We start from the raw sequence: 15,321 nt of genomic DNA, 5'->3' as shown, positions 1-15,321 counted from the left end.
GCTATGACTCGGATTTTGGTAATTGATAATTACGACAGCTTTGTCTACAACATCGTGCAATACCTGGGACAACTTGGCGTCGAAGTTGATGTGCGTCGCAATGATGAAGTCTCGATAGAACAAGCGCGTCATTACGATGGAATCTTGCTCTCACCTGGTCCTGGCACACCAAGTGATGCCGGAGTTTGTATAAATGTGATTAGAGAGCTTGGGGGAGAGATTCCAATCTTTGGAGTTTGCCTGGGGCACCAGGCGATAGCCGAAGCTTTTGGTGCGACAGTATCTCGAGCGCCTGAATTACTACATGGCAAAACTTCGCAAATTTTTCATCAGGGTGCCAGCGTTATGACGCCACTGCCAAATCCGTTTACTGCTACTCGCTACCATTCACTTGCTGTTGAGGCAGCGACTGTACCAGCTGAACTTGATGTGACTGGACAGACTGAGTCTGGCGTCGTAATGGGACTGCGACATAAGAACTTTGATATTGAAGGTGTGCAATTCCACCCAGAATCGGTGTTGACAGAAGGTGGTCACATTATGCTCGCCGAATGGCTAGCTAGATGTGGAGCGACAGATGCACCGAGCGTCGCTAAAAATTTAATGCCGCTAATTAACAGTGCTCAAACTTAAGAGATGGAGCCGCGCCAAGCGGGCAAGTACATTGACGACTTGATTTTTACATCCCAACCCAAATTGAGTTGTTTTACATAATCACGATAAACAATCACACCAGGTTCCGAGTACAACGCCTCCTCCAAATCTGGCACATTTCCGATTGCAGAGATTCGAAACGGTGGACTGTAAACCCGTCCCTGCAACAAGAGCGTGTTACCGACACAGCGTATGGCGGAGGTAGAAATTAGGCGCTGATCCATAACCTGGACTCCCTTTGCGCCGCCACGCCAAAATGCATTCACTACTGCTTGAACATCTTGTTGATGTACTACTAAATCATCAGGACTGACCCCATCGGGCAATGCGCTACCTGGCTCGCGAGGTGCGTCATTCAAAGTAACCACTAGTCCTGGACCGAGTAAACCGGTATTTCCTGCTTGCTCATCCAATGCTTTGACTTTAGTTGTGAGACTGTTGGGAATGTTTTCCCCTGCAAGCACGCGAACTTTGGCATCCAATTCATTTGCTTTAGCCGTAAGTTTGGCAACATGGCCCGCCCGGTAGATGACTAGATCTCTTAAGTCTTCGACTCCGCCAGTGCGCAAATCGGTACCGCGTGCGGTTATGTGACTGGCTATGAATAGAACGCCGGCGGCGGCGGCAATTACCCCCACCAAGATGTGTTTGGTCAGACTCCCCCGTTGTGGAGTTATCCACAGGTTTTTCCACCGATGGGGACGAATTACAGCCATGTAATTCGAAAATCACTTCCAGCGAGTTGCGAAGCCAAAGCCAACACCGATAAAGCCAAAGCCCACCAGGATGTTCTGGATATTGTTTAATTCCTTCATTACTGGGACTTTGGGGCCAGCTAAATAGAACACCACAATCCACAGCAGTCCCAGAATGAACATAGCCACCATGGCCGGAGCTAGCCAAGCGGGATTTCCGAACTTTACCGACTTTGGATTTGCTGTCGGTGGCGGGGTAAATGCAGGCTTGTTTTTGCGGGGCTTTGAAATTGGCATGTTTTAACCATACCAAACCCAGGGTTTGCTGGCGACTACTTATCCGTTAAGCCAAGCCGGTTTCGGCACAGGCCGGATCAGCTGACCAACTGCTGGCACCGCAAAAAAATGAGAACTATTAGTCCAATAGCCACTGCTGCAGTGCCAAGCCGATGTGGCGTTGATTTATTTAGCGCTGGGTCTCGGACATAAATTGATGCGATTAGAGCACCCGTAGCCGCGCCACCTAAATGAGCTCGCCAATCTATCCCGCCGGAAAAGCCAAGTGCCACGTTTATGAGCAGCAGCACTACCAGTTGTGAAACATCGGCTCGCAAATGTCGGCCAATAATTATGGTTGCGGTAAGCAGGCCAAAAATCGCCCCACTCGCTCCGATTGATGTAGAAGCTGGATCAGAAAACCATAGTCCAGCGGTAGAACCACCGAGTGCAGATAGAAAGTAAAGTGCGAAAAACTTTCGCGAGCCTAATAGGTTTTCTAGGTTTGGGCCTAAAACATACAAGGCATACATGTTAAACGCGATGTGCAGAATTCCTGAATGTAGAAACGTAGCCGCCAGCAATCGTGACCATTGACCCTGCGCTACACCGTCTGGCCACATGCCAAATCGCCAGACCCAATCATTTGCACTGCCAAATATTTTCCCAGCGAGAAAAATTGCAATACAAGCCACAAAGATATTTCTGCTAACGGCTGGCATTGCGGCCAGCGGGCCGGAACGCTGAACACTTGCAGTGCGAGTTCCTCGAGGGTTGCTAATTGCAGCACAGTCTGGGCATTGAAAGCCAACTGGCGCATTCACCATGCATTCAGGACAAATGAACGCTCCACACCTATTGCAGGTAATCCCTGTTGCTCGATCAAGATGTCGATAGCAAACCGCCACAAGTCAGCCTTACTCGACGGTTACAGAATTGATAACTACGTCTTCGAGCGGTCGATCCATTGGCCCGACTGGAGTCTTGGCTATCGCGTCCACCACATCACGGCTTTCTTGGTCGGCTACTTCACCAAAAATTGTGTGCTTGAAGTTTAAATGTGGAGTCGGGCTAACGGTGATAAAAAACTGTGAGCCATTTGTATTTGGCCCAGCGTTAGCCATTGCCAGCAAGTATGGGCGATCGAAAACAAGCTCAGGGTGAAATTCGTCAGCGAACTTGAATCCTGGACCGCCAGTACCGCGCCCTAGTGGGTCACCACCTTGAATCATGAAGCCATCGATAACTCGATGAAAAATTACACCGTCATAGAGTGGTGCAGTAGTAGCTGCGTTTGTTGCTGGATGAGTCCAGTCAACTGTTCCTTGAGCTAATCCCAAGATGGTAGCAGCAGTTTTTGGCGAATGGGTATCAAAGATGTTTAACCGAATGTCGCCCATGTTGGTATGAAATGTCATTGTTGTCATACCTTGATTCTGGCACAAATGCTAAAGATGCACTAAATGAACAATGGCCGGTAAGTAGTAGAACTCACCGGCCATTTTTCGGAAGGTTGTTAGCGTTTTGCTCCACGTACATCGAGTGTCACATCTGCAACTACATCAGCAGTTAGCTGAACGCGAACTGAGTGACGACCAGTTGTCTTTACCGGTGCGCTCAGGAGAACTTTGCGCTTGTCTACGGATGCGGTGGTGATGGCTGCAGCGATGTCGGCTACGGTCACTGAACCAAACAGGCGACCTTGTTCACCGGCACGCACGCTCAAAACTACTGGAGTGGCTTCCAGGGCTGCTTTGACTTCAAGCGCATGATCGTGGTCACGTACGGCACGCTTGTTGCGGGCCCGCTTGATGGTGGTTACCTGCTTTTCACCACCACGAGTCCATGCTGTTGCTAGCCCTTGTGGAACTAGGAAGTTGCGGCCATAGCCATCTTTGACTTCTACAACATCGCCAGCAGAACCTAGCCCTGATACTTCTTGAGTAAGAATAAGTTTCATTGCTTCTCCTTAGCGAGCACTTGAGGTGTAAGGCAACAGGGCGATTTCGCGAGCATTCTTAACTGAATTTGCGATATCGCGTTGGTGCTGAGTGCAGTTTCCGGTCACGCGACGAGCACGAATCTTGCCGCGATCTGATATGAACTTACGAAGAGTCGTTACATCTTTGTAGTCAATTACTGGTGCGTCTTCTCGACAGAATGCGCACACTTTCTTCTTGAATTTCTTTACTGGTGGCTTAGCCATTTTGGTGCTCCTTCCAGAGCCCGGACTTTTCCGGAATGGTAGTTAATGAATAATTAAAAAGGTGGTTCATCCATTGGTGCTGGTGCTGCCCAAGGGTCGTCTGCCGGAGCAGAACCGCCATTGAAGCCACCACTATCACCACGGGTGACACGAGTAACTTTTGCCGTTGCGTTTCGTAATACTGGGCCGACATCGTCAACATCCATTTCAACCACAGTGCGCTTTTCGCCTTCTTTGGTTTCGTATGAACGCTGTTTTAACCGACCAGTAACGATTACGCGGGTGCCTTTTGTCAAAGACTCCGCTACGTTTTCTGCGTATTGACGCCAAACACTGCACCTTAGAAACAGCGTGTCTCCGTCTTTCCATTCGTTGGTATTGCGATCAAGCACTCGAGTGGTTGAGGCAACGGTGAATGAAGCAACTGCTTGGCCGTTTGGAGTAAAACGTAGTTCAGGATCACCAGTGAGATTTCCGGTAACGGTAACTGTTACATCGCCTTGTGCCATTAGGACCTACTTATCAACCCGAATGACCTTAGTGCGAAGCACTGATTCATTCAGAGATAGCTGACGATCTAATTCGGATACGGCCGCTGGTGTGCAATCAATGTCGAGCAGGGCATAAATACCATCGCCCTTTTTGTTGATTTCATATGCCATGCGACGGCGACCCCAAACATCGACGTTGTGCACAGTGCCGCCATCATTCTTAACAACATTTAGAAATGTGTCGAGTGACGGAGCAACGGTGCGCTCTTCGAGTTCTGGGTCAAGGATTACGACTACTTCGTAGTGACGCATACTGATACCCACCTCCTATGGACTACTCGGCCACGGTCTTTCCGTGGCAGGAGGGATCAAGGTTTCTTATCTTAAATGAGAATGGACTAGAACTAAAACTTGAAAATTGCCCCAGCCGAGTACCCTTAGATAATGAGCAAGATTGAAATTGGTGCCCATGTGGGCTCTGACGACCCAATATCTGACGCAAAAGCCTTAAATATCCCGCATATTCAGATTTTTTGTGGTGAACCGCAGACTTTTAAAGGGGCGACATTTCCCCATCCCGGCGGTGCGGCAGGGCTCAAGGAGCAGGCTATTGCCGAAAATATTGGGATTTATGTTCATGCCCGCTATGTGATCAATGTGGCAAGTGCCAATAATAAGGTGCGGATTCCAAGCCGCAAACTACTCCAAACAGACGTAGATGCTGCTGCCGAAATTGGCGCCAGAGCTGTGATTGTTCATGGCGGGCACATTACTGCTGATGATGACCCAGAGTCTGGCTTTGAAAATTGGGCCAAAGCATTAAATGGACTAGACATGAAAGTTCCCGTTCTAATTGAAAACACCGCCGGTGGTAGTCATGCCATGGCCAGACAATTAGCGACGATTTCCCGACTTTGGGATTTTGTCGGCGGCAGTGGTGTTGGTTTTTGCCTTGACACTTGCCATGCCCATGCTGGTGGAATCGCACTGGGTGATGTTGCTGAAAAAATAATTGGTATCACAGGAAAAATTGATTTGATTCACTGCAACGACAGTCGAGATGAATTCGATTCAGGTCGTGACCGACATGCAAATCTAGGACACGGCAACATAGATTTATCGGAAATTATTCATTGCTTAACCGTGGCCGATGCACCAGTAATTTTAGAGACACCGAGTGATGGAGTTCTCGAAGATATCGCACTGCTAGCGAATGCACTTAACTAAAGTTTCTAATCGGTAGGTTTAATTACATGGATGTGCGTGAGATAAGCCCTGAGGCCCATCTGGCTTACCTGCGCAGCAAGCCCAGCATCTCATTCTTACAAACTCCAGCCTGGGGAAAGGTCAAGACTGATTGGTCTGCCATCTCACTTGGCTGGTTTGACCAAGAAAACTTAGTCGGCGCTGGATTACTATTAACTCGCAAACTTCCTAAAGTAAAAAAATTTTTCGGCTATCTGCCCGAAGGCCCTGACTTGGACTGGGACAATCCACTCACTGTTGAAAGTGCTCTCGAAGCACTTATTAGGTACGCAAAAACAAAAAACATTTTTCATCTGAAGATGGGGCCACATATCTGGAAGAGGCGGTGGAATAATGAAACGCTAAAGCATGCAATTGCAGAAGGTGCAGTCAGGCGAATAAGCGATTTGCCTGCCGATCTAACAAATAGTTCAGCAACGACTCTGATAAAACTGTTACGCAAAGGCGGTTGGCAGCAGCCAGTTAATAATGAAGCCGAGTTTGGTGACTTCCAGCCCCGTTTTGTTTTTCAATTAGAACTATCTGGACAAAGTAGAGATGATTTATTCGCTGGATTCAATCAACTTTGGCGGCGCAACATTCGAAAAGCCGAAAAGACTGAAGTGCGAGTGCGAATTGGCACTTTTGAGGACCTTCAACTGTTTCATGAGTGTTATGTAGAGACCGCCAAGCGTGATGGATTTCATCCAAGACCACTTACTTACTTTCAACACATGTATCGCACCATGAAGGCTGAATCAGATGAGCGAATTGAGTTGTTCATTGCACAGCATCAAGACCATAAGGGGGCAATCGCGGCAACAACATTGACTCGGGTAGGAAATCACGCGTGGTATTCATATGGTGCATCCACTACAGCGGCTCGAGAACTGCGACCGAGTAATGCTATTCAGTGGCAGATGATTTCACATGCATTGGCGGCCGGCTGTGAAACTTATGACCTTCGAGGGATTTCAGACACACTAGATCCCAATAACCACTTGTTTGGTCTTATCCAGTTCAAACTAGGCACTGGTGGCTACGCTCAAGAGTATGTAGGTGAGTGGGATTTTCACATCTCGCCACTATTAGCCAAAGCCTTCAACATTTATATGAGTCGTCGGAGATAAGAATGACTTTTACATTAACCATTAACGCGCAGCAATTCCGAACACACTTGGCTAACGTGCTAGCCCAAAATAGTGACGCTGGTGCAGATGTTATTCCAGTAATAAAAGGTAACGGCTACGGATTCGGGCGCTCATTACTGGCTGGCGAAGTGACAAGTCTTGGCCTTGAGCAGGTTTGTGTTGGGACCATTTGGGAGGCCGAGGAATTACTCGAAGGATTCTCGGGCACAGTAATTGTGCTTGAGCCGATTCTTGGGGCAGACCAATTTGCGTTACTTGAATGGAAGAAGCTGCTTACAACTCATGCCGATCGGTTAGTTGCAGTTATTGCAGGTACGGATATTGGCCAGCTGAAAGAATTTGGCTTGAAGCAAGTTTGGCTTGAAGTCAGAACTTCAATGAATCGCTTCGGTCTTACTGTGTCCCAAATTGCAACTTTGACTAAACAGTTTGAAAATCAAATATCTATCGCAGGTTTTTCCTTACACTTGCCCATAGCGCAATCTAATCTTTCTAGCTTGGTCAAATTTGAGACGCAAAGTGTAAATACTTACTCAAATAAAGTTAGAGAAGTTCTTGGACTAATCTCCTGGTTAAGAGAAGTTGCTGAAATAGATTCAGGCCCTCTCTCAGTCATGATTTCGCATCTAAGCCCAAGTGAAGTTGCAGCAGTAAGGCGCGAATGCCCAGATGTCCAACTGCGGATCAGGTTAGGTACATCGCTATGGCTAGGAGCTGAGAAGGCTCTGACAGTTACCGGAACTGTGCTAGCAATTCACCACTTGAGTTCGACTGACAAGGCTGGCTACCAACAGAACTCCGGCGGGAAACAAGTAGCTGTAGTAAGTGGTGGAACTGCTCATGGGGTAGCGCTTGCAGCGCCGATTCCTGCGACAAATTTGCGCAAACGTGGAATTGCAATTGTTGAAGGTATCGCGCAAGCAGTTGGAAAAGTTCGTTCACCATTTTCGCTAAATGGTCAGAATCTGAATTTTGTTGAACCGCCACACATGCAAGTATCTATGTTGTGGGCCGACAATCTGGGTCTCAAAGTTGGCGACCAAATTAATTGCAATGTACGAAATACGACAGCGAGCTTCGACGCAGTTATTTGGGAATAATTAGGGTGCAATATTTGAAGTAGTGAGTACTACCGTTGAGCCTTTTCGAATGAAAGTATTGCCAACGGGTGATTGACTGATTACATATACCGGCAGTGCGGGATCGGTACCATCAATCGGTGATAACACTGGATAAAAACCTAAAGCGGATAGCAGCTGGCTAGCCGCTGAATCTAGAACTGCTCCAGTTGCTGAGTTGGTGACATCAGGCAAGAATGCATCATTTTTATTTACTGGGGTTGGGGTTGTACTTGCGCTGGCACTAGGCCCGCTGGTGAAAGTGTCCTCTGGGAGTGCGGTGGAAGTTACCGATGCAGAAGGTACAGCAGTTACCCATACATTTGCCGTCGGCGACTGGCCGGGCTTGAGTGTCGAAAGTGGTCCTTTCGGTAACGGTGGGAATTGGGTCACTGGTAGACCTGCGAGTGCGCCCTTCATGTATGCAGTCCAAATTCGAGCTGGGAAGGAGCCACCAGTAACACTAGACATCCCGCCAGTACCAGAAAGGGAGATCGGCATTCCGTTTTCATTATCTTTAACGAGCATTACCGCTGTGGCTAATTCGGGAGTGTAACCAGCAAACCAAGCGGACATGTTGTCATTGGTGGTTCCAGTTTTACCAGCTGCTGGTCGGCCTAGAGCACGAGCCGCAAAACCAGTGCCCACCTGCACTACCTTCTGCAACGCATAAGTAACGGTATCGGCAACCGGAGCGCTGAAAGCCTGGGTTGTTTTCGGTTTAAATTCAAAAACCGTGTTCCCCGATAGATCGATGATCTTCTTTATGTAACCCACTTCGGCCTGCAAGCCGCTTGCGGCAAATGTTGCATAACCTGCAGCTTGGTCCACTACATGCGGGCTGGCCGTACCCAAAGTTAAAGTCAGTCCCGAATTCAATCCTGCTGTGTCTTCTGGCACGCCGGCACGCTTAACAGCGTCCAGAACATTATCGGTGCCCACCCGATCAGCACATTGTACGAAAGCGGAATTTACTGAGTGTTCGGTTGCGGTCAGGAGTGTAATCTTTCCTTTCCATGACTCGCCGCCATAATTAGTAACTTTATAGTTGCGAACATATGTGCCATTACGTCCGCTGAATTGCGAATTTAATGTGAAACCATTTTCGAATGCAGAGGCCAAGGTATATGGCTTGAAGGTTGAGCCGGCTTGGCCAATTGCTTGGGTTGCATTATTCAACTGATCGTTCAGGTAATCTGCTCCACCATAAATCGCAACAACTTCGCCAGTGCCAGGTCGGACAGAGGCTAAGCCAATCCGCAGGCCCTTGTTGCCGAATGTAGGAGCTTGCTGTTTTACCGCTGCAATCGCGGCGTCCTGCGCCTGCTTATTAAAAGTAGTTGTCACTCTATAGCCAGCTCGGTTTAACTCATCCTCTGTTACCCCCTGCTTGTAGAGCGCTTGCCGAGCTTGCTCTAATAAAAATCCATTCGGGCCAGCGAATGCATTGGGCAGGGAGTATTTGCGGATTTTTGGAAATTTGAGTTCATCGCGTTTTGCTTTTGCAAGCCAACCTTGAGTGACCATGCCATCGAGGACATAATTCCACCTCGCCTTCAAACCCGACATATTTGACTCCGGAGCTAATCCATTCGGGGCCTGAATGATTGCTGCCAACATCGCTGACTGCGCAATCGTCAACTGGTTCGTGTCTTCCCCAAAGTATTGATTTGCAGCAGTTTCAATCCCGTAAGCGCCACGACCAAAATAAATGGTATTTAAGTAGTCTTCCAAGATTTTGTCTTTACTTACTGAGCTTTCAATTTTGATGGCCAGAATTAATTCTTTGACTTTCCGAGTGATAGTTCGACTTTGGGTTAGGTAAGCATTCTTTGCATACTGCTGAGTAATCGTAGAGCCACCTTGCTCTGCCGATCCTTTCAAGTTGTTGTACAGGGCACGAGCAATACCACGATATGAAACTCCACCATGTTGATAGAAGCCACGATCTTCAGCGGCTAACACTGCGTGCTGAGTAATCAGCGGCACTTTGTCGATTGCAACTGAAATACGATTAGTAGAACCGATACGACCAATCTCAGTTTGGCCATCGTCGTAGTAAAAAATTGCAGTTTGTGATTGAGCTAGCGAGTTTGCTGATGGCACTGGCGTAAACCGAACTGCAAGAAAAAGGGCTAAAAACCCTAGTAGCAGTCCAGTGAAACCTAGCCCGAAAATTAATTTCCAAGATGGAATCCATCGACGCAGTCCAGTGCGACCTCGCCTCGGGTAATTAATCACTTATCTATTCCAACACATCTCTAGGCTTTTTCGGGATTGGGCGTGGTTTACCGTCACCGAGCGCATAAGAGATGTAGAGATGATTCCACTCGCAGCGTTCGCAAACCTCAACAACATAGACCAGGAAGTGACCAAATTCATGAGCTAAGACTGGAAGTTCTGGAGAGGTTTTTACCCGGCCAGACATGTAACCCAAATCATCACCATAGATATATGTGACATGCACTAACTGCGCTTTGCGACAAATCGGACACTGTCGGTCAGTCTTCTCGCCATGATATTTGGCAGCTCGCAGTAAATAAGGATCTGCATCACAAAGGCTTTCTGCCATCAACGCATTGCGCTTTAATTCTTCTAGCACCGCTCGGCGGGCAAGAACATAATCTAAGACATTTCGGGGTTCGGTCGGATCCGCCACCTCTTGGGCAGGATAGGGAATTTGTCGCGGTGGCGCAGTGACTCCGCCACCTAGGCGATAACCCTTGATGGATGAGGAATTTCCGGACTTTGCCACACAGTTACTCTAATGCCCACACGCCGAAGCTACGTTTCGAGTTGGTGTCCATCGTCTCTTCTTGTATCATTTAAATGTATCATTTTGATACATCAAAAAGACTGAAATTAAGGAATTCCGTGGCCAAACGTTCTGCAGCTTTAGAACTTGCTGTGCTTGGCGTACTGGCGGAAAACCCGGCACATGGCTACGAGTTGCGCAAGCGTTTGGTCTCAGTTTTCGGACTTTTTAACACTATTTCCTACGGGGCTTTGTACCCAACATTAAAGTCGCTAGTTGAGCGGGGACTGATTACCGAACAAGATGAAAATCCAGATAGTCCATATCGCAAACGCACTCGAATTGTTTACACCTTGACCCAATCTGGACAAACCTCGTTAACCGAAATGGTTTCTGACAATGGACCAGGCGCTTGGGATGATGAACTTTTTGCGATTCGCATGTCACTTTTTAGTCAGACCGAAAGCGGTACCCGAATCCATATTTTGCAAGGGCGTCGCAGCCGTATTGAAGAGCGCCTCGATCAACTGCAACAGAACTTAGCCAAGGGTCGCGAGCGTCTAGATACTTACACCCTGGAATTACAACAGCACGGTCTTGATGCACTAGAACGCGAAGTCCGATGGTTAAACGAACTCATTGCCCGCGAAGAAGCCAGCGCCCAAGAATCTTCTCGAAGTAATTCGAGTAAGCAAAGAAAAACAGCAAGAACAATCACTGAAAGTTAAGGAGACAAATCCAGTGAGTGAAGTAAAGGTAGCAATAGTAGGTGTAGGAAACTGCGCCTCATCATTAGTGCAAGGGGTTGAGTATTACAAAGATGCCGACCCGAAGGCACAAGTTCCCGGACTGATGCATGTTCAGTTCGGCCCCTATCACATCAGCGACGTTAAGTTTGTGGCTGCATTTGATGTCGATGCAAAGAAGGTTGGCCAGGATTTAGCATCTGCGATCCACGCCAGCGAAAACAACACCATCAAGTTTGCTGATGTTCCACCAACTGGTGTTAGCGTTCAGCGCGGTGTCACTCTTGACGGTCTAGGCAAGTACTACAAAGAAATGGTAGTTGAGTCAGATGATGCTCCTGTTGACGTGGTTCAGGCATTGAAAGACTCTGGTGCTGATGTACTGGTTTGCTACTTGCCCGTTGGCTCAGAAGAAGCCGCAAAGTTTTACGCACAGTGTGCAATTGATGCAGGCGTAGCTTTTGTTAACGCACTGCCAGTATTTATTGCCAGCACCAAGGAGTGGGCTGATAAGTTCACTGCAGCTGGCGTTCCAATTGTTGGCGATGACATCAAGAGCCAGGTTGGTGCGACAATTACTCACCGCGTGCTGGCGAAACTATTTGAAGATCGTGGCGTCATTGTCGACCGCACCTACCAGCTAAATGTTGGTGGAAACATGGACTTTATGAACATGTTGGAACGCGATCGTCTTGAATCAAAAAAGATTTCGAAGACTCAGTCCGTCACATCTCAACTTTCCCATGACATTGCTGACCGAAATGTTCACATTGGACCGAGCGACTATGTTGCTTGGTTAGATGATCGCAAGTGGGCATTCGTCCGCCTAGAAGGCCGTGCCTTCGGTGATGTTCCACTAAACCTTGAATACAAGTTAGAAGTTTGGGATTCACCAAATTCAGCTGGTGTCATCATTGACGCTATTCGGGCCGCAAAGATTGCAAAAGATCGCGGAATCGGCGGACCGATCTTGTCAGCTTCCAGCTACTTTATGAAAAGCCCACCAGTTCAATACGACGATACAAAATGCCGTCTAGAAGTTGAAGCGTTCATCAACGGCACTGCATAACTAAATCTCCTTAACTTAAGAATGGGACCTAGTAACGCAACTAGGTCCCATTCGCTTTGTCTGCTGATTTTTCCGATTAAGCGGTACGCTAAAAATACTCAAGGATAAGCCGGTGGCAATAATTAAATGACTGAAGCAATAAAGCGAATTGTTCGGATATTCAAACTTCGCAACGCGCGCTTATTGCTTTTGGTCCGCATTAGTGGGCAGTCCGGTGATGGTCTTTTGCAGACTGCCCTAACTTCTTTTATTCTCTTTTCCCCAGAACGACAGAACAGTGCAATTGGAATTGCTGTTGCTTTTGGCATTCTGTTACTTCCTTATTCAATAGTTGGCCCATTTGTTGGTATTTATATTGATAAGTGGTCTCGGCAACAGATCTTGTTCTGGGCAAACTTGTTACGCGCTGGCTTAATGCTCGCTATCTGCTTGGTGGTCGTAAACCATGGACAAAACTTTCTGTTAGCCGCACTGGTGTTGACCAGTCTTGGTGCTACTCGCTTCATTCAGGCTTGTCTGGCAGCAAGCGTTCCGCATGTTGTAACTAAAGCACACCTGGTTACCGCAAATGCGATTTTTCCCACCCTGGGCACAACTAGTGCAGCGATAGCTGCCGCGATTGGTATCGGCGGGCAAAGAATTTTTGGTGCTACAGATAGAGCAAATGCCACACTTATTTTGGCTGGTGGTGCCTGCACAATTGTTGCGAGTCTGTCCGCAACTCGGATTAAACCACGAACGGTTCTGGGACCGCACGGAAAATTGAGTGAATCAACAAATCCATTAAGAGCTTCGGTTAGCGAACTTTATGCCGGCATCAAAATTCTTCGTAAGGTGACTAACGCGCGGCGTAGCATTTTCGCTGCTGCGTTGCAGCGTTTCGCATTTGGCATTACTACTATTTACGCGTTGATTTTGTCGCGAACTAGTTGGAGCACAAGTGGCAAGGTAACGAACTCCATTTCAGACTTTGGGGCATGTGCAGGTAGCGCAGCACTCGGTGGTTTTGTTGCAGCGATTATCAGCGCACTACTGCTTTCCGAACCTGATCACGAAGGACATCGAGTTATGCGCCAAGCGCACTTGCGGTTAGCAAGCATCATTACTTGTATTGCTTGTTTGCCAATAATTTTTATTGCTATTCAAGCTGCCTCTCTGGTCTCGGTATGCATAGCCGCTTTTGTCATTGCGCTTACTGGGCAGTTTCTGAAAATAAACGCCGATACGACCATTCAGGCAACACTTGACGATGTTTGGCGTGGACGTGTGTTCTCGATTTTTGACATGCTTCTCAATGGTTCATTGGTACTCGGCATTACGGTATTTGCTTTAACGCCTCGGCTACAGGATGAAAAGCTATTAACGAGTTTGGTAATTGCATCCACTTTCATTGTTTGTGCGATCTTTGTCCGTGAACTAAAGGCTGAACCACAAGAGGTCTAGTTTCCTTGTTCAGCCCACCAAGTACGCAACTTTTTGACAGCTTCATCGTATTCAATTGGCCCATCATCGAGACGGCAGTTAAGTAGGTAATTGTAGGCCTTGCCAACAATTGGCCCTGGCGCAATCCCCAATATCTCCATGATCTGAGTGCCATCCAAATCTGGGCGCATAGAATTCAATTCTTCTTGTTCAGACAGTACGGCTATGCGTTGCTCAAGATCGTCATAAGTACTGGCCAGAATAAGAGCACGCCGTTGATTTCGAGTTGTGCAGTCTGCTCTGGTTAGTTTGTGCAAGCGGGTCAACTCCTCGCCAGCATCACGGACATAACGACGCACCGCTGAGTCGGTCCATTGTCCCGAACCGTACCCATGAAAGCGCAAATGCAGCGAAATCAATTTGCAAACTGAGTCGATGACATCATTTGGATAACGAAGAGCAACTAGCCGCTTGCGGGCAAGCTTGGCACCAACTACTTCGTGGTGGTGGAAACTGACTCCTCCACCTGATTCGAATTTGCGAGTTTTCGGTTTGCCAATATCGTGTAGAAGAGCAGCCAAACGCAGAACCAAATCCGGCTCACAAGTCGGTTCATGGGTGGTTTCTAACTCGATAACTTGCTGTAGAACTTTCAAGCTGTGCTCATAAACATCTTTGTGTCGATGGTGCTCATCGATTTCAAGTTGTAGTGCCGGGAGTTCGGGCAAGAAGTGATCTGCCAAGTTAGTCCCATCGAGAATTTCTAAGCCTGCAACTGGATTGGCGCCCAGAATTAATTTGGAAAGTTCATCGCAGATTCGTTCGGCAGAAATAATTTTGATCCGGTCTGACATTTCAGTTGCCGCGATAATTACATCAGCCACTGGGGTAAAGCCAAGTTGGCTGGCAAATCTTGCTGCCCGCATCATTCGCAGTGGATCGTCGGAAAAGGAAAGTTCAGCTGCTCGCGGGGTACGGATTAATTTGCGCACCAAGTCGCTCGTTCCATCAAATAAATCGACAAACTCAAGACTTGGTATTCGTACCGCCATTGCGTTAATCGTGAAATCTCGGCGAAGTAAATCGTCTGCTAAGTCAGTGCCAAATGAAACGATTGGCTTTCGGCTAGTCTCGTCGTATTGTTCAGATCGATATGTAGTTACCTCTGCCATAAATGAGTCTCGGCGAACCCCAAGTGTGCCGAACTCTATGCCGATATCCCACAGAGTGTGTGCCCATGGAGTTAAAAACTCTTGCATTTGTTCTGGGGTAGCATTCGTTGTGAAATCTAAATCTTTTATCGGCCGACCTAAAAGTAGGTCTCTAACCGGTCCACCGACTAAAGCGCATTCATAACCAGCCTGTGCAAATAATTCACCAAACTCAATAACTTCAGGCATTTTTGCCAATGCCTGGGTCACCACCGAAGTGGCAATAAGTTCGGGTGATTGATTCATCGCGCTTCCTAGCCTAAATGTTGCGCAAGCAATGGC

The 15,321-nt window shown here is 47.7% G+C and carries 18 protein-coding genes; 7 read left to right on the top strand and 11 right to left on the bottom strand.

Translation table 11 applies throughout. The annotated features are described in order from the left end of the window. The first annotated feature begins 3 nt into the window (after nucleotides 1-3). Entirely contained in the window at nucleotides 4-633 is a 630-nt protein-coding gene (locus tag EBS36_03005) for an aminodeoxychorismate/anthranilate synthase component II (GenBank protein ID NBU32124.1), read from the top strand. Here EBS36_03005 and EBS36_03000 read toward each other — a convergent pair. The 8 genes from EBS36_03000 to EBS36_02965 form a co-directional block, all read right to left on the bottom strand. Next, nucleotides 630-1,370, bottom strand: a complete 741-nt coding sequence (locus EBS36_03000) for a DUF881 domain-containing protein (protein NBU32123.1) — start codon at nucleotides 1,368-1,370, stop codon at nucleotides 630-632. The two genes, EBS36_03005 and EBS36_03000, sit on opposite strands and share 4 nt — an antisense overlap. 12 nt (nucleotides 1,371-1,382) lie before the next feature. After that, entirely contained in the window at nucleotides 1,383-1,646 is a 264-nt protein-coding gene (locus EBS36_02995; protein NBU32122.1) for a cell division protein CrgA, read from the bottom strand. 77 nt (nucleotides 1,647-1,723) lie between these two features. Continuing rightward, nucleotides 1,724-2,452 (bottom strand): rhomboid family intramembrane serine protease, encoded by a 729-nt coding sequence (locus EBS36_02990; GenBank protein NBU32121.1) that lies wholly within the window; start codon nucleotides 2,450-2,452, stop codon nucleotides 1,724-1,726. A 90-nt stretch (nucleotides 2,453-2,542) separates the two neighbouring features. Beyond that, nucleotides 2,543-3,052 carry a peptidylprolyl isomerase gene (locus tag EBS36_02985; GenBank protein NBU32120.1) on the bottom strand — a complete coding sequence of 170 codons (510 nt, stop codon included), beginning with the start codon at nucleotides 3,050-3,052 and terminating at the stop codon, nucleotides 2,543-2,545. A gap of 89 nt (nucleotides 3,053-3,141) precedes the next feature. Then, nucleotides 3,142-3,585, bottom strand: a complete 444-nt coding sequence (locus EBS36_02980) for a 50S ribosomal protein L9 (protein NBU32119.1) — start codon at nucleotides 3,583-3,585, stop codon at nucleotides 3,142-3,144. 9 nt (nucleotides 3,586-3,594) lie between these two features. After that, complete coding sequence (gene rpsR / locus EBS36_02975; protein ID NBU32118.1) at nucleotides 3,595-3,831, bottom strand: 30S ribosomal protein S18; 237 nt, start codon at nucleotides 3,829-3,831, stop codon at nucleotides 3,595-3,597. Between the two features lie 53 nt (nucleotides 3,832-3,884). Beyond that, complete coding sequence (locus EBS36_02970) at nucleotides 3,885-4,340, bottom strand: single-stranded DNA-binding protein (protein ID NBU32117.1); 456 nt, start codon at nucleotides 4,338-4,340, stop codon at nucleotides 3,885-3,887. Nucleotides 4,341-4,346: 6 nt separating this feature from the next. Next, nucleotides 4,347-4,634 (bottom strand): 30S ribosomal protein S6, encoded by a 288-nt coding sequence (locus EBS36_02965; protein ID NBU32116.1) that lies wholly within the window; start codon nucleotides 4,632-4,634, stop codon nucleotides 4,347-4,349. 132 nt (nucleotides 4,635-4,766) lie between these two features. Here EBS36_02965 and EBS36_02960 point away from each other — a divergent pair, with 132 nt between their 5' ends. Genes EBS36_02960 through EBS36_02950 form a run of 3 tightly spaced genes read left to right on the top strand, consistent with a single transcriptional unit; the run spans nucleotide 4,767 to nucleotide 7,818 of the window. Beyond that, nucleotides 4,767-5,549 carry a deoxyribonuclease IV gene (locus tag EBS36_02960; protein NBU32115.1) on the top strand — a complete coding sequence of 261 codons (783 nt, stop codon included), beginning with the start codon at nucleotides 4,767-4,769 and terminating at the stop codon, nucleotides 5,547-5,549. Nucleotides 5,550-5,575: 26 nt separating this feature from the next. Further along, the gene (locus EBS36_02955) at nucleotides 5,576-6,697 is read left to right on the top strand and encodes a peptidoglycan bridge formation glycyltransferase FemA/FemB family protein (protein NBU32114.1); all 1,122 of its coding nucleotides are present in this window, start codon (nucleotides 5,576-5,578) and stop codon (nucleotides 6,695-6,697) included. A gap of 2 nt (nucleotides 6,698-6,699) precedes the next feature. Continuing rightward, nucleotides 6,700-7,818 carry an alanine racemase gene (locus EBS36_02950; GenBank protein NBU32113.1) on the top strand — a complete coding sequence of 373 codons (1,119 nt, stop codon included), beginning with the start codon at nucleotides 6,700-6,702 and terminating at the stop codon, nucleotides 7,816-7,818. Here EBS36_02950 and EBS36_02945 read toward each other — a convergent pair whose 3' ends face one another. Together EBS36_02945 and EBS36_02940 are read right to left on the bottom strand one after the other, a co-directional pair. Beyond that, nucleotides 7,819-10,077 (bottom strand): penicillin-binding protein, encoded by a 2,259-nt coding sequence (locus tag EBS36_02945; GenBank protein NBU32112.1) that lies wholly within the window; start codon nucleotides 10,075-10,077, stop codon nucleotides 7,819-7,821. A 4-nt stretch (nucleotides 10,078-10,081) separates the two neighbouring features. Next, nucleotides 10,082-10,495, bottom strand: coding sequence for a hypothetical protein (locus EBS36_02940; protein ID NBU32111.1), 414 nt, complete (start codon nucleotides 10,493-10,495; stop codon nucleotides 10,082-10,084). Between the two features lie 170 nt (nucleotides 10,496-10,665). On the opposite strand from EBS36_02940, the gene EBS36_02935 reads away from it, so the two are divergent. The 3 genes from EBS36_02935 (at nucleotide 10,666) to EBS36_02925 (ending at nucleotide 13,849) form a co-directional block, all read left to right on the top strand. Continuing rightward, the gene (locus tag EBS36_02935) at nucleotides 10,666-11,319 is read left to right on the top strand and encodes a PadR family transcriptional regulator (GenBank protein ID NBU32110.1); all 654 of its coding nucleotides are present in this window, start codon (nucleotides 10,666-10,668) and stop codon (nucleotides 11,317-11,319) included. A 13-nt stretch (nucleotides 11,320-11,332) separates the two neighbouring features. Then, nucleotides 11,333-12,406, top strand: coding sequence for an inositol-3-phosphate synthase (locus EBS36_02930; GenBank protein NBU32109.1), 1,074 nt, complete (start codon nucleotides 11,333-11,335; stop codon nucleotides 12,404-12,406). A 126-nt stretch (nucleotides 12,407-12,532) separates the two neighbouring features. Further along, on the top strand, nucleotides 12,533-13,849 hold the full coding sequence (locus EBS36_02925) for an MFS transporter (GenBank protein ID NBU32108.1): 1,317 nt from the start codon (nucleotides 12,533-12,535) through the stop codon (nucleotides 13,847-13,849). Here the strand turns inward: EBS36_02925 and EBS36_02920 are convergent. Next, entirely contained in the window at nucleotides 13,846-15,285 is a 1,440-nt protein-coding gene (locus EBS36_02920) for a CCA tRNA nucleotidyltransferase (GenBank protein ID NBU32107.1), read from the bottom strand. The two genes, EBS36_02925 and EBS36_02920, sit on opposite strands and share 4 nt — an antisense overlap. Nucleotides 15,286-15,321: the final 36 nt, after the last annotated feature.

The sequence above is a fragment of the Actinomycetota bacterium genome, assembly GCA_009923495.1.
Classification (GTDB): Bacteria; Actinomycetota; Actinomycetes; order S36-B12; family UBA5976; genus UBA5976.
This window is presented reverse-complemented; position numbering and strand designations above follow the sequence as displayed.

Coding starts and splice junctions, on each gene's coding strand:
- EBS36_02950 (NBU32113.1), top strand. CDS start 6,700: ATGACTTTTACATTAACCATTAACGCGCAGCAATTCCGAACACACTTG.
- EBS36_02990 (NBU32121.1), bottom strand. CDS start 2,452: ATGGTGAATGCGCCAGTTGGCTTTCAATGCCCAGACTGTGCTGCAATT.
- EBS36_02935 (NBU32110.1), top strand. CDS start 10,666: ATGTATCATTTTGATACATCAAAAAGACTGAAATTAAGGAATTCCGTG.
- EBS36_03005 (NBU32124.1), top strand. CDS start 4: ATGACTCGGATTTTGGTAATTGATAATTACGACAGCTTTGTCTACAAC.
- EBS36_03000 (NBU32123.1), bottom strand. CDS start 1,370: ATGGCTGTAATTCGTCCCCATCGGTGGAAAAACCTGTGGATAACTCCA.
- rpsR (NBU32118.1), bottom strand. CDS start 3,831: ATGGCTAAGCCACCAGTAAAGAAATTCAAGAAGAAAGTGTGCGCATTC.
- EBS36_02980 (NBU32119.1), bottom strand. CDS start 3,585: ATGAAACTTATTCTTACTCAAGAAGTATCAGGGCTAGGTTCTGCTGGC.
- EBS36_02970 (NBU32117.1), bottom strand. CDS start 4,340: ATGGCACAAGGCGATGTAACAGTTACCGTTACCGGAAATCTCACTGGT.
- EBS36_02995 (NBU32122.1), bottom strand. CDS start 1,646: ATGCCAATTTCAAAGCCCCGCAAAAACAAGCCTGCATTTACCCCGCCA.
- EBS36_02955 (NBU32114.1), top strand. CDS start 5,576: ATGGATGTGCGTGAGATAAGCCCTGAGGCCCATCTGGCTTACCTGCGC.
- EBS36_02985 (NBU32120.1), bottom strand. CDS start 3,052: ATGACAACAATGACATTTCATACCAACATGGGCGACATTCGGTTAAAC.
- EBS36_02925 (NBU32108.1), top strand. CDS start 12,533: ATGACTGAAGCAATAAAGCGAATTGTTCGGATATTCAAACTTCGCAAC.
- EBS36_02960 (NBU32115.1), top strand. CDS start 4,767: ATGAGCAAGATTGAAATTGGTGCCCATGTGGGCTCTGACGACCCAATA.
- EBS36_02965 (NBU32116.1), bottom strand. CDS start 4,634: ATGCGTCACTACGAAGTAGTCGTAATCCTTGACCCAGAACTCGAAGAG.
- EBS36_02920 (NBU32107.1), bottom strand. CDS start 15,285: ATGAATCAATCACCCGAACTTATTGCCACTTCGGTGGTGACCCAGGCA.